Consider the following 13,499-nt stretch of genomic DNA (forward strand, 5'->3'; position numbering starts at 1 on the left):
CTTGTTCGTACCGCCATCACTCGGCAGCTTGCGATGAATCGTTGAATTCCAGAGTGCGTTGCCGCTGACGCCAAGCACCGCCGCCATCGCGCACTCGCTCGACCAGCTCGACGCCAGCGTCATGAATCACGGTGACACGTCCGAAATCGGTCCCCAGATAGTGACCTTCGAAAAGACGGTAGACATTGCCATCGGGCGCACGAATCAAGGCCGATGGCTGCCCGCCCACCGTCAAGGTTCCCACTAGCTCGAGTTGTTCCAGCGGAAAGCGCTCCAGGGGCTCACGCGGACGCTGACGATCGGGGCCGTCACCCTGCGACGAGGCTGCGACGCCTTCCTGCGTGCGGCGCTCGGCACTGAACGGGCTGCGCTGCTGGGCCTGGGAATAATCCGCCGTGGGATACACCGGCGCGGGAGGAAGCGACTCGATGCTGCCCTCCGGTCGCTGGCGCAGAGTATCCAGGTGCGCGTCCAAAGCAGTCATCTCTGCATCGCGACAACCGCTCAGCAACACCATCCCGACCAGCCCCGCGAGCAGGACACGCCACCACCGGGGGATCATCAGCCATTCAGTCATCATCACGCCCCTCGACCTTGGGGTCGGCGTCTTCGCGATAACTATAAGTACGCGCCAATATCGACAGACGCAGCGTATCGCCACCGTCCACCGGCGACAGCGAGAAGTCATGTAAGGTGACGATACGCGGCAATGCCGCCACGCTGGCCAGGAAGGCAGCAATGTCGTGATAGCCGCCCCGCACCTGGATATCGAAGGGCTGCTCGATGTAGAAGTCTTGTGGCACCGGCGAGCGCAGCCGGATCGATTCGATGGCGAGCCGATGATCCTGCGCCGCATCGCTGATGTCATCCAGCAGCGCCGGGATCTCTGTGCCGGTGGGCAGCATTTTCAGCAATGCCTGCATGCGCGTGTCGAGCTCCGCCATCTGCATGCGCATCTGCTCGAGATTGGCCGCCTGGTAAGCACGGGTTTCGTATTCCTGGAGCAGTTCGCCCTCGCGTCCCTGCAAGCTGTCGAGGGTTTCCTGGCGCGGCGCGGCAAAGTACCACTGGGCCACCCAGAAGACGGCCAGGAATAGCGCCACCAGGCACAGCGCCTGCAGCAACGCCGGCCACGTACCGGCTTCCTTGAGGTCCAGGTCGCGCCACTCGACCTCGCGCAACTGTCGCCACTGTGAGCGCAGACTCATGGCGCCTCCTCGGCATCACGGCGAGGCGTACGCGCCTCGACACTGAGGTTGAAACGCTTCACCGCCGCAGCGTCGTCGCCCGACTGCACGTCGGAAAGCGCTGGCGTACCGAAATCTGGCGAGGCAGCCAGTTGCCGCAACTGCTCCGACACACGCCGATTGGAGCGCGCCAGCCCCTTGAGCTCGAGTTGATCTCCCTCCCGCACCAGGCGGTCGTAATGCACGCCGTCGGCCAGCGTCGCCGCCAACTGATCGAAGATGCGTACCGTCTGCGGACGGCTGAATTGCAGCTCGCGGATCAGGCCGATCTGTTCGAGCATCCGCCCTCGCAATTGGCGATAGTCCTTGACCGTATCGATGTCCTTTTCGAGTGCCTCCATGCGGCGCTCGATCAGGGCCAGGCGGCCACGCTCGGCATCAATTCCCGCCTGATACCAGCGCGATACACCCAGGGCACACAGCAGCGCCAACACCGATACGCCCACGAGGGCCATATAAAAGCGCTGCGTACGCCGCTGACGGTGCGCCTCTCGCCACGGCAACAGATTGATTTCGATACTCATCGCCGCCCCCTCATCGCCAGGCCACATGCAGTGAGCATCGCCGGTGCATCGCTGGCGAGCGCCTGCACGTCGACGCGTGACGCCACCCGCATGCGCTTGAAAGGGTTGGCCATCACCACTTCCAGCCCGCTTTGCGCCGCGAGCCGTTCACGCAACCCCGGAATGACACTCGAGCCACCCGCCAGAATCAGACGCTGGATATCACGGGGCTTGCCCGAGGTGTAATAAAGCTGCAACGAGCGGCCGATTTGCTGAATCAGCATGTCGATGAACGGCATTACCACCTCATGCTCGTAGTCTTCAGGCAAACCACCGCGTTTCTTGGCCAGCCCCGCCTCTTCGAGGCTCAGGCCATAGCGCTTGCGGATCTCCTCGGTCAAGTGTCGACCGCCCAATACGTTGTCGCGGGTATAGGCGATGCGCCCATCGATGAGCACATGGAAGGCGTTCATGTTGGCGCCGATGTCGACCAGCGCAGCACAGTCTCCCGCCTGATCGGACGGCGTCTCGTCACGCAGCAGCTCGCTGGCCGCACGCTCCATGGCGAAGGATTCCACATCGACGGCGGCCGGCTCGAGGCCGGCACGGCGAAGAACGTCGGCAAGATGGTCGACGTCCTGCAGTCGACATGCCACCAGCAAGACATCTTGTTGATCGGGATAGCGGGCGTTGAGCCCCAGGCGCTGGAAATCGAAGGCCACTTCATTGAGCGGAAACGGGATATGGCGCTCGGACTCGAGCTGAATACGGGCCTCGATTTCGTCGTCGCTGAGCGTCACCGGGTAGGTCAGCGTCTTGGTGATCGTGGCACTGGCAGGCACCGCCGCCACCGCGCGCCGTGAATGCGGACGCGCATGCTCGACCGCACGCGTCAACGTTGCGGCCACCTCGTCGAGATCGCGGATGCGCCGCTCTACCACCGCGCCTTCACGCAATGGACGCACCGCATAGCTGGAAATACGCTGGCCCGCCCCCGTATGATCGAGCTCGATCAATTTGACGGTGGCTGAGGTAATATCCACCCCTACCAGGCCTTGTTGGGACTTTTTAAACCGCCACACTGTCATACCCCTGCGATATTCTTCGGCGTGGCGTGGCGCTCGGTATTATCTTCGGCGAGCCAACCCGCTGCCCCTGTGCCAAGGCAAGCCGCTTTATTATCAGCATGCCACACTATCGTGTGAGGCACGCCACATTGCGTAAGGTTACATTATGCATACTGCCGTGACAGTCGATTCGCATCAACGCTAGCCCCTATGCGGCTGCGTTCTTATAATGGCGACAGCAACGGATTGCACCATTCATTGCGGCCAGACCGCCACCCGAGACGACGGAAAACGCCTTTTCATGAAGCTTTTCAAACGCTTGTTAACGTCCATCCTATGGCTGATAGTGTCTTTGGGGCTGGGCTGCGTACTGGCCACCATTGGCGCCGGTATCTATTTCGCTCCGGGCTTGCCCGATGTTCGCCAATTGCAGAACTTCGAACTGCAAACACCGCTACGCGTTTACACGCGTGACGACAAGCTGATCGGCGAGTTCGGCGATCAGCGCCGCATGCCGGTCGGCTACGATGACATCCCCCAATCCTACATCGACGCCCTGCTGGCTGCCGAAGATGCCAGTTTCTTCGAGCATCCCGGCATCGACCCCAAGGGGCTTGCACGCGCAGCGATGGAGCTTGCCACCAGCGGCAACATCCAGTCGGGGGGCAGCACCATCACCATGCAGGTGGCGCGTAACTATCTGTTGACGCTGGATCAAACATTTACGCGCAAGATTCGCGAGATCCTGCTGTCGCTGCAAATGGAGCAAGTGCTCGACAAGCAGGAAATCCTTGAGCTGTACGTCAACAAGATCTATCTCGGGAATGCCGCCTACGGCATCGGAGCGGCCGCCGAAAGCTACTACGATAAACCCCTTGCGGAGCTCGATTTACCGCAACTGGCCATGCTCGCTGGCCTGCCCAAGGCACCTTCGGCGCTCAACCCGCTGAACAATCCCGAGCGCTCGTTGATTCGCCGCAACTGGGTATTGCTGCGCATGCGCGAACTCGGCTCTATCGACCCCATTCAGTACCAGGCCGCCGTCAAGGCGCCGATCACTGCGCATCGGCCACGCTCGCAGTATGAGGTCAATGCGCCGTATGTCGCCGAGATGGCGCGCCAGTATGCCGTGGAACGTTTCGGCGACGACGCCTACACCGATAACTACCAGATCCAGACGACTATCGACAGCCGCCTGCAGGCCTCCGCGCGCGATGCGCTGGTCAACGGGCTCATCGATTACGACACCCGTCATGGCTGGCGTGGGGCCGAGGAAACCGAAATCCCCTCCAGCCTGGTGGAAGCCCAGGAGCGTACGGATTCCCAAGGGCTCGAGGAAGAGCTGTCCGAATCGCCCGAGGTCATGGAAACCGCACGCCAGGCCGCCAAAAGCAGCGAGGAATCGGTCGAAGGAATCGACGGGGATGTCAGCAACTGGGTCAAGGTGCTCGACCGCACTCCCCGGCATGGCCCGCTCGAGCCGGGTATCGTCGTGGAAACCGAGAATCGCCAGATGCGCGTCCTGACGCGTGACGATGGCGTCGTAACGCTCGACTGGGATGGACTCGACTGGGCGCGCACGTATCACAGCGCCGAGTGGCGCGGCGAGACACCCGCCAACGCCGAGGCCATCGCTCAGCGTGGCGACCTGATTCGTGTCATGCGCACCGACGACGGCGACTGGCGCCTCTCTCAGGTGCCAGGCGCCCAGTCGGCAATCGTCATCATGGATCCGCAAACCGGCGCCATTCGCGGCCTGCAAGGTGGTTTCAGCTTCTCGTCTAGCAAGTTCAATCGTGCTATCCAGGCGCAACGCCAGGCCGGGTCGATCTTCAAGCCCTTCATCTATCTCGCCGCGCTGCACAACGGGATGAACGCCGCCACGGTCATCAACGATGCCCCGGTGGTCATGTCCGATGTCGGCGGCGACTGGCGCCCTGAAAATGCCGAAGGCGAATTCCGCGGCCCTACGCGCTTGCGTGTCGGCCTCTACCAGTCGCGCAACCTGGTCACGATTCGCGTGCTACAGTCGCTAGGCTTGGATAACACGCTGGAATTCCTGACGAACTTCGGCTTCGCCAAGGACCGGCTGCCGCATGGCCTATCGCTCGCGCTGGGCAGCGCATCACTGACACCGCTGGAAATGGCCAATGCTTATGCCGTGCTGGCCAATGGCGGCTTCAAGGTCGTGCCGTGGTATATCCAGTCGGTCACCCATGGCAGCAAGAACGAATTGGTCGAGGAGGCCAATCCCGTGGTGGCATGCCGAGAGTGTGATCCCGACCAGAAAACCGTGGTGCTCGACGGCGAAACGCGCCGTATCGCCGAGCGTGCCGCCAGTCCCGAGGAAATGTATATCATCCGTGACATGATGCGTGACGTCATCGAGAAGGGCACGGGACGCGGCGCACTGGATCTCGACCGTCCCGATATCGTCGGCAAGACCGGCACCACCAACGATCAACGCGACGCCTGGTTCTCCGGCTTCAACGACGACCTGGTGGCCACCGTCTGGGTCGGCAAGGATGACAATTCCACGACCGGTGAATATGGCTCGCAAGCTGCCTTGCCGATCTGGAAGTCGTTCATGGGGCAGGCGCTTCAAGGCCAGCCTGAAAGTATGCCCTCGCGCCCCGACGATATCGTCAAGGTCCGCATCGACCCCGAGACCGGGCTGCGCCTGCACAACGATCAATCGGGCGGCATGCAGGAAATCTTCCGCAAGGACAATTTACCCGACTACAAGCCGCGCTCGATCCAGCCCGAACTCGAGGATAGCAGCGGCTCCCAAGGCACCGGTACTTACGATGCCATTTTCTAGTCGACTCCCCATGGGTGGCCCCGATGGCCACCCCATGAGCGCGCCAGCTCCCACACCACTGATCGAGAACCGTTTTTGAAAGGGAGTCCACCATGCTCGTGTCGCGAGGTTCGCGATGGTCATTGTTATTATCAGTAGCGCTCGTCATGCTGCTCTGCGGCGCACTCCCGGTGCACGCCGATTTATTCTACGCACCGCCCGCACCACAGGACGATGCCCCCGAGATGAGTGGCGAGGCCGAACTCGGCTATACGCGCCTCTCCGGGAACAGCAACAGCCGGACGCTGCTCGCCAAGGGGCGTCTCACCTGGCTGACGGGTCGCCATACACATACGCTGCGCGGCGAGACGCGCAGCGTTCAGGAAAACGATGAAACCAGTACCGAGCAGTACCTGCTGGGCGGCCGCGAGCGTTATGAGCTGGAAGGCCCCCACTATCTGTTCGGTTTCGGACGCTGGGAAAAGGACCGCTTTAGCGGTTACGACTACCAGTTCACCACCATCGGTGGCTATGGCCGTCAGTGGCTCGACGGGGCGACGCACACACTGTCCACGGAATTCGGCCCCGGCTATCGTCACGATGCCTACCAGGACGGCAAGGAAGATGACCTCGGCTTGGCCTATGCTGCACTCGACTATCGCTGGAATATCTCGGAAGGCGCCTACTTCGAGCAGGCAGTTTCTGTCGAAGCGGCCGAGCCCAACACCACGACGCGCTCGATTTCGTCGTTGACCTCCCAACTCAATTCGCACCTGGCGCTCAAGATGTCGTTTGAGGTCAAGAACAATACGGATCCACCGGACAACGCGGAAGCCAACACCGACCGCACTACCTCAATGTCACTGCTCTATAGCTGGTGACGCCGACTAGCCCCGCCCCACAACCACAAAAGGCACAAAAGGCCGCTCCAAGAGCGGCCCTTCGATATCATTGAGTCTGTTCGGAACACGACTATAGCGGTCCGTAAACGTCCTTGATGCTGGTCAGCGGATAATATGCCGGATAGGGCTTGCGCGCCACACCGCTATCGACTGCGGCTTGCGCTACCGCTGAGGCGACCCTGTCGAGCAGCCGCGAGTCCAGCGGCGTGGGAATGATATAACCGCGTCCAAACTCCAGTGACTCGATACCATAGCCATCCAGCACCTCATGGGTCACCGGCTCACGCGCCAAATCCTTGAGGGCATGCACGGCCGCCACTTTCATTTCTTCATTGATACGCGTAGCGCGAACGTCCAGCGCGCCACGGAAGATGAAGGGAAAGCCCAGCACGTTATTGACCTGGTTGGGATAGTCGGAACGCCCGGTGGCCACGATCACGTCGTCGCGGGTCGCGTTGGCGACGTCCGGATGAATTTCGGGATCGGGATTGGAGCAAGCAAAGACCACCGGGCTCGCCGCCATGCGCTCGAGCTGCTCGGGCTTGAGCAGATTGGGACCGGACAACCCCACGAAGACATCGGCCCCCTCGATGGCATCATCCAGCGTACGCCGCGAGGTCTGGGTGGCGAACATCGCCTTGTACTGGTTGAGATCGTCACGCTCGCTGTGCACAACACCCTTGCGATCGAGCATGAAGATGTTCTCGGCGGGCGCGCCACACGAGACCAGCAGCTTCATGCAAGCGATGGCCGCGGCGCCCGCGCCCAGGCAGACGATCTTGGCGTCTTCCAGGCGCTTGCCGGCGATATCCAGGGCGTTGAGCAGTCCCGCAGCCGTGACGATGGCCGTGCCATGCTGGTCATCGTGGAAGACCGGAATATTGCATTGCTCGATCAACGCCTGCTCGATCTCGAAGCACTCCGGCGCTTTAATATCCTCGAGATTGATGCCACCCCAGGTATCCGCGATGCGGGCCACGGTATCGATGAAGGCCTGAGGACTCTCGGCATCGACCTCGATGTCCACGGAATTGATGCCCGCGAAGCGCTTGAACAGCACGCCCTTGCCTTCCATGACCGGCTTGCTGGCCAAGGGGCCAAGATTGCCCAGGCCGAGGATCGCGCTACCGTCGGAGACCACGGCCACCAGATTGCCCTTGCCGGTATACAGATAGGCGTTTTCCACGTCCTTGGCGATCTCGCGACACGGCTCGGCAACGCCGGGACTATACGCCATGGATAGATGTTTCGATGTCTCGGTGGGCTTGGTCAATTCGACGGATAGCTTGCCGGGAATCGGCTTGGCGTGATAATCCAGCGCTGCCTGTCTTTTTTCGTCACTCATGAGCTTTTTTCCAATCGTCTGCATGGAGGCATGACCATCAGAATATAGAAAAAAATTCCACCAAACAACTTATGCCAAGTTCGCAAAATTAAAGACTTTTAAGCGACCGTTTGAAGCAATTACCAGCTATTTATTGAAACTTATGCCTGGCAAACCAAGCATAAAACAAACCTTATCGGAGCCTCGTTTTCGACGTTCCAAAAATAAAAAACCCGCCATATATTCGGCGGGTCTTCTCGAACGCCGGCGACACGCCGGCGTAGCGGTTCTCTTGCTTGGCTCAGTCGCGCTTGAGCGCTGCACCGAAACGCTTGTTGAAGCGCTCGACACGACCACCGGTGGTCGCCTGCTTCTGCTTGCCTGTATAGAACGGGTGGCACTGCGAGCAGACATCCAGGTAGAAGTCGTCTTTGGCGGTGGAGCCCAGATCGAAGGTCGCGCCGCATGAACAGGTGGCGGTGACCTTCTTGTATTCGGGATGGATCGCTTGTTTCATTTTGCTGCCTCACGCTATGGTGCGCCGCCACCTGGTCGACGCCAGGCACCGCACACGGGTTGATAAAGATGCAACCGATTGATTCGGCATGTGACCCCGACGATACTCGCCTGGCACACAGCCGAATAGCCGCACAGTATAGCAGTGCCGCGATATCGCTGAAAAGACGCGTGGCGCCTGCAACGCCATGGGCCACCGCCCTTTCGGAGGATTCTTGTCGAGCACCGACCATACACCACGCCTACTCAGGATCGCCCTGCCCACGCCCTTGCGACGCCTTTTCGACTATCGCCCCTGCCGCGAGGCTCCCGCTTGTGGTTGGCGCCCCGGGCTTCGCGTCAAGGTACCGTTCGGACGTCGTCAGCTCATCGGCGTGGTGGTCGAGTGTCCCGAGCATAGCGACGTTCCAGACGCACAACTCAAGGCGGTGCTGGCGTGTCTCGACGATGCCCCCTTGCCCGACGACTGGTGGTGGTTGTGTCGTTTCACCGCGCGCTACTATCAACACCCGCTGGGCGACACCATCGCCCAGGCATTGCCCGTGGCGTTGCGCCAGGGGCGGCCATTGCAGGCCCGCCACCAGGAGCGCTGGATCGCGCGCGACGGCGATACCAGCCCCCTCGAACGCGCGCCTCGACAAGCCGAACTACTGACCATGCTGCGCCAGCACCCGCGTGGTTTGATGACACGCGCGATCACCGCACAAGGCTTCACCCGCGCCCAATTGGAGGGACTGCTGGCCAAGCAGCTCGTCGAGTGCCGCGAAGAACGCCTGACGGCCACCGAAGAAGCGTCAGGTTCACGGCTCGCCGAACCCTCGTTGCCGCTGACCCGTGAACAGGCAGGCGTTCTCGCCGAAATTCACGAAGGCCTCGAACGCTATCACCCATGTTTGCTGCACGGCGTCACCGGCAGCGGCAAGACCGAGGTCTACCTGCAGCTCATCGAAGCGGTGCTCGCGCGAGACCGTCAGGCACTGGTTCTGATACCGGAAATCGGCCTGACACCGCAAACGCTGTCACGCTTCCGGCAACGCTTTCGGGTCCCCGTGGTCGCCCTGCATTCGGGACTCACCGATCTCGAACGCCTGGATGCCTGGGATGCCGCGCGTACCGGCCGGGCCCCGATCGTCATCGGCACTCGCTCGGCGGTCTTCACTCCTCTGGCCGCCGCCGGGGTGGTCATCATCGATGAGGAGCACGACGGCTCCTTCAAGCAACAGGAAGGCCTGCGCTACCACGCCCGTGATCTAGCCATCGCCCGTGCCCACCGCGAGAACATCCCCATCGTGCTGGGCAGCGCCACCCCGGCGCTGGAGACCCTCGCCCAGGCACGTAGCGGCCGCTACCGTCACCTGCGGCTAACGCAACGCGCCAACCGCCACGCCCCGGCACGCCTGGAACTGACCGATCTACGCGGGCGTCACCGCCAGGGCGGCTTGATCGCCCCCGCCATCGAGGCGATTCGCCAGACCCTGAATGCGGGCAACCAAGTGCTGGTCTTCATCAACCGACGCGGCTTCGCCCCTACCCTGGCATGTCATGCATGCGGCTGGCTGGCTGAGTGCCCACATTGCGATGCCCGCATGACGCTGCATCGCCAGCCGCAGGAACTGGTCTGCCATCATTGCGACTTTCACCGTCCGCTGCCCGATACCTGCCCGGAATGCGACAGTGGCGATCTGCGCCCATTGGGCAGCGGCACCGAGCGCACCGAGGAAACGCTGGCGGCATTGTTCCCCGAGACGCCCGTGCATCGCATCGACCGCGACAGCACGCGGCGCAAGCAAGCCTTCGAGGATATTCTGCGCGAGATTCGACGCGGCGAGCCCAGCCTGCTGGTCGGCACCCAGATGCTCGCCAAGGGCCATCACTTGCCGCATGTCACGCTGGTGGTCGTGGTCAACGCCGACGCCGGGCTCTACGCCAGCGATTTCCGCGCCCTCGAGCACAGTGCCCAACTACTGGTGCAGGTCGCCGGCCGCGCTGGTCGCGCCGAGCATCCCGGACGCGTACTGGTCCAGACCCTGCATCCCGACGACCCCAATCTGCGTTTGCTCGCCGACAGCGGCTATGAAGCGCTCGCCGGCCAACTGCTGGAAGAACGTCGCTTGGCCGGCCTGCCGCCCTATCGTCATCTGGCGCTGGCCCGCTTCGAAGCCGCACGCGAGGAACACGTCGCCGAATTCGCCACCGCCGCCGCCGAGGCATTGCGCGAATGGCTCGTCACTCAGGACACCTCGGTCACCTGCCTGGGACCGGTGCCGGCGCCCATGGAACGCCGTCAGAATCGCTATCACATGCAGTTGATGCTCTCCGACACGCGGCGTAGCGCTCTGCACCGTGCCTGTGCCTGGCTGGTGCAATGGCTGGAGAGTCATCCCGATGGTCGGCGCATACGCGCCTCGCTGGATATCGATCCACAGACGCTGAGTTGACGGGCCCCCGCCGTCCGTACTCGCCGCCACGCGCGGCAACGCAAGACACATGGCATCGCTGGGTTTAAAGGCGCCGTCCAATCGCCGATAATAGGCGACCTAACGCTCTCAGCGCACTTCGTAGCCTGGCGCCCGCCGGCCTGACGCGCGCCAGATACAGGACATCGGAATTTCATGAAAGAGACGATCATCGAACTGCTCGACGCGGCCGGTACGCAGCTCAAGCAGCAAGGCATTCTTCCCCAGGACACCCCGCTGGCCATCAAGGTCGAGCCCGCCAAGGACAAGGCCCACGGCGACTACGCGAGCAATCTCGCGCTGACCTTGGCCAAGCCGGCCGGACGCAAGCCACGCGAGCTGGCCGAGGCCTTGGTCGCGGCGCTGCCGGAAAGCACCGCCATACGCCAGGTCGACATCGCCGGTCCCGGGTTCATCAATTTCTTCGCCGCCACCGATGCCGTCGCCCAGGTGGTGCCCCACATTCTGGATGCCGGCGATACCTACGGACGAAGCCTGAACGGCCAGGGCCAGAAGGTGCAGGTGGAATTCGTCTCCGCCAACCCCACCGGGCCGCTGCACGTTGGCCATGGGCGTGGCGCCGCCATCGGCGACTGCCTATGCCGGCTACTGGAAGCCATCGGCTACGATGTCACCCGCGAGTTCTACTACAACGACGCTGGCGCCCAGATCGACAATCTCGCCCGCTCGGTGCAAGCCCGCGTGAAAGGCCTCACGCCGGAGGCGGCCGAGTGGCCCGAGAACGGCTATCGCGGCGCCTATATCGTCGATGTCGCCAAGGCGTATCTAGCCGGCGAAACGATTACCGCCGATGACCGAGAAGTCACCGGCAAGGGCGAGGCCGAGGATCTCGATGCCATCCAGGAGTTCGCCGTCGCCTACCTGCGTCGCGAACAGGATCTCGACCTCAAGTCGTTCGGTGTCGCCTTCGATGTCTACTTTCTGGAGTCCTCGCTATACAACGACGGCAAGGTGGACGCCACGGTGAAGGCACTCGTCGACGGTGGCCATACCTATGAAGAGGACGGCGCCACCTGGCTGCGCACTACCGATTTCGGTGACGACAAGGACCGGGTAATGCGCAAGCAAGACGGTGGTTATACCTATTTCCTGCCGGACGTCGCCTACCACCTCGACAAATGGCAACGTGGCTTCACCACCGTGATCAACGAGCAAGGCGCCGATCACCACTCCACGGTCACTCGGGTACGGGCCGGCCTGCAGGCGCTGGAAAGCGGTATCCCGCAGGGGTGGCCGGACTACGTGCTGCACCAGATGGTGCTGGTCACGCGCTCCGGGGTCGAAGTCAAGCTCTCCAAGCGCGCCGGCAGCTACGTGACCCTGCGCGACCTCATCGATGAAGTGGGCCGCGATGCCACGCGCTTCTTCCTCGCCGCGCGGCGTGCCGATTCGCAGTTGACCTTCGATATCGACCTCGCTCGCTCGCAGTCCAACGACAATCCGGTCTACTACATCCAGTATGCGCATGCCCGCGTGTGCAGCATGATGCGTCGCGCCGAATCCGAGGCCAAGGCATTCGATCATGCGCTAGGCATGCAGCACCTGAGTCGACTCGATACCGAACAGGAAAAAGAGCTGATGAACCGCCTGGCGCGCTATCCGGAAGTCGTCGAACGGGCCGCTCAGACCCGCGAGCCACAGCAGGTCGCCCAGTACCTGATGGACCTGGCCTCCGACTTCCACACCTGCTACAACGCGGTCAAGGTCATGGTCGACGACGATGAATTGCGCAATGCCCGGATGGCACTGGGCCTGGCCACGCGCCAAGTGCTGCGCAACGGCCTCGATCTGATGGGCGTCAGCGCACCCGAGGAGATGTAAGCATGGCTCGTCGCCCTGCCCAGCAAGGCAAAAACAATTCTCGCGCCACGTCACGCGGCGCCACCAGCCGCAAACGCCAGTCCAAGTCATCGCGGCCGGGGCTCCCGGGATGGCTATGGGGCGTGGTCGGCTTGATCGCTGGCTTCGCGCTCGCCCAATATTTCCAGCAATCGGCCCCGGAGCCGGTCGCCACGGTAATGCCCAAGCCCTCCAATAGCGCCTCATCCGGCAATGACTCGACGGGCAGTACAGGCGGCGGCGCCTCATCGGGCGGTGCACCCGACGAGGCCGCCTCCGAGTCGCGCATGCCGACCTTCGAGTTCTATACCTTGCTACCGGAATCGGAGGTCATCGCACCCAAGGTGGATAACACCACAGCGGCGCCCAGTAGCAGCGGCGAGAGATCGGCAGACACGAGCGACGACCGTGCTGACGAGGTGATGGCCAACCCTTCAGCCGATGGGCTCAAGTACATGCTGCAGGCGGCTTCGTTTCGCAAGGTCGCCGATGCCAAGCGTCTCGCGAGCCGGCTTCAGGACCTGGGGCTGATCGCCAAGATCACCGAAGTGCAAACCTCCAACGACGAAACCTGGCATCGCGTGCAGGTCGGCCCTTACCAAGACACGAATGAGTTGACGCGCGCCCAGGACCTGATGGTGACGCAAGGCATCGAGCCATTGCTGATCAAGTTACAGAACTGAAGGGGCGCCCGGGCGGCTTGATTTACCCGCTTGCCGCCCGCATTACCGTGATCATCGGCATTCGTCGCACCGTTTTATCGCCTGAGGTGCCAAGGGTACCTCGGCAATCAAGTCATCGGGTGTCCGACACCCCACAAGGAG

11 protein-coding genes are annotated in these 13,499 nt (G+C 62.3%); 5 read left to right on the top strand and 6 right to left on the bottom strand.

Annotation, left to right across the window (positions count from 1 at the left end; genetic code table 11):
* Positions 1 to 16: 16 nt before the first annotated feature.
* Genes L1073_RS09520 through pilM form a run of 4 tightly spaced genes read right to left on the bottom strand, consistent with a single transcriptional unit; the run spans position 17 to position 2,838 of the window.
* Positions 17 to 580: a pilus assembly protein PilP gene (locus L1073_RS09520; RefSeq protein WP_246898768.1), complete on the bottom strand. Its 564-nt coding sequence runs from the start codon at positions 578 to 580 to the stop codon at positions 17 to 19.
* The gene (locus L1073_RS09525) at positions 570 to 1,208 is read right to left on the bottom strand and encodes a type IV pilus inner membrane component PilO (protein WP_246898769.1); all 639 of its coding nucleotides are present in this window, start codon (positions 1,206 to 1,208) and stop codon (positions 570 to 572) included. Before L1073_RS09525 ends, L1073_RS09520 begins: the two co-directional genes overlap by 11 nt.
* Positions 1,205 to 1,771: a PilN domain-containing protein gene (locus tag L1073_RS09530; RefSeq protein ID WP_246898771.1), complete on the bottom strand. Its 567-nt coding sequence runs from the start codon at positions 1,769 to 1,771 to the stop codon at positions 1,205 to 1,207. Before L1073_RS09530 ends, L1073_RS09525 begins: the two co-directional genes overlap by 4 nt.
* Positions 1,768 to 2,838 carry a type IV pilus assembly protein PilM gene (pilM, locus tag L1073_RS09535; RefSeq protein WP_246898773.1) on the bottom strand — a complete coding sequence of 357 codons (1,071 nt, stop codon included), beginning with the start codon at positions 2,836 to 2,838 and terminating at the stop codon, positions 1,768 to 1,770. The genes L1073_RS09530 and pilM overlap by 4 nt, the downstream gene beginning before the upstream one ends.
* A 280-nt stretch (positions 2,839 to 3,118) precedes the next feature.
* On the opposite strand from pilM, the gene L1073_RS09540 reads away from it, so the two are divergent.
* Positions 3,119 to 5,638 carry a penicillin-binding protein 1A gene (locus L1073_RS09540; RefSeq protein WP_246898774.1) on the top strand — a complete coding sequence of 840 codons (2,520 nt, stop codon included), beginning with the start codon at positions 3,119 to 3,121 and terminating at the stop codon, positions 5,636 to 5,638.
* Positions 5,639 to 5,730: 92 nt separating this feature from the next.
* Complete coding sequence (locus tag L1073_RS09545; protein ID WP_246898775.1) at positions 5,731 to 6,498, top strand: DUF481 domain-containing protein; 768 nt, start codon at positions 5,731 to 5,733, stop codon at positions 6,496 to 6,498.
* Positions 6,499 to 6,589: 91 nt separating this feature from the next.
* On the opposite strand, the gene L1073_RS09550 is transcribed toward L1073_RS09545, so the two are convergent.
* Together L1073_RS09550 and rpmE are read right to left on the bottom strand one after the other, a co-directional pair.
* The gene (locus L1073_RS09550; RefSeq protein ID WP_246898777.1) at positions 6,590 to 7,864 is read right to left on the bottom strand and encodes a malic enzyme-like NAD(P)-binding protein; all 1,275 of its coding nucleotides are present in this window, start codon (positions 7,862 to 7,864) and stop codon (positions 6,590 to 6,592) included.
* Between the two features lie 280 nt (positions 7,865 to 8,144).
* Positions 8,145 to 8,360 (bottom strand): 50S ribosomal protein L31, encoded by a 216-nt coding sequence (rpmE, locus tag L1073_RS09555; protein WP_246898778.1) that lies wholly within the window; start codon positions 8,358 to 8,360, stop codon positions 8,145 to 8,147.
* Between the two features lie 214 nt (positions 8,361 to 8,574).
* On the opposite strand from rpmE, the gene L1073_RS09560 reads away from it, so the two are divergent.
* From L1073_RS09560 to L1073_RS09570, 3 genes are all read left to right on the top strand, one after another.
* A complete protein-coding gene (locus L1073_RS09560) occupies positions 8,575 to 10,797 on the top strand; it encodes a primosomal protein N' (protein WP_425531576.1) in 2,223 nt (740 codons plus the stop codon).
* 174 nt (positions 10,798 to 10,971) lie between these two features.
* Entirely contained in the window at positions 10,972 to 12,657 is a 1,686-nt protein-coding gene (gene argS / locus L1073_RS09565; protein WP_246898781.1) for an arginine--tRNA ligase, read from the top strand.
* A gap of 2 nt (positions 12,658 to 12,659) precedes the next feature.
* Positions 12,660 to 13,358 (top strand): SPOR domain-containing protein, encoded by a 699-nt coding sequence (locus L1073_RS09570; RefSeq protein ID WP_246898782.1) that lies wholly within the window; start codon positions 12,660 to 12,662, stop codon positions 13,356 to 13,358.
* Positions 13,359 to 13,499: the final 141 nt, after the last annotated feature.

The sequence above is a fragment of the Chromohalobacter nigrandesensis genome, from assembly GCF_023061285.1.
Taxonomy (GTDB): domain Bacteria; phylum Pseudomonadota; class Gammaproteobacteria; order Pseudomonadales; family Halomonadaceae; genus Chromohalobacter; species Chromohalobacter nigrandesensis.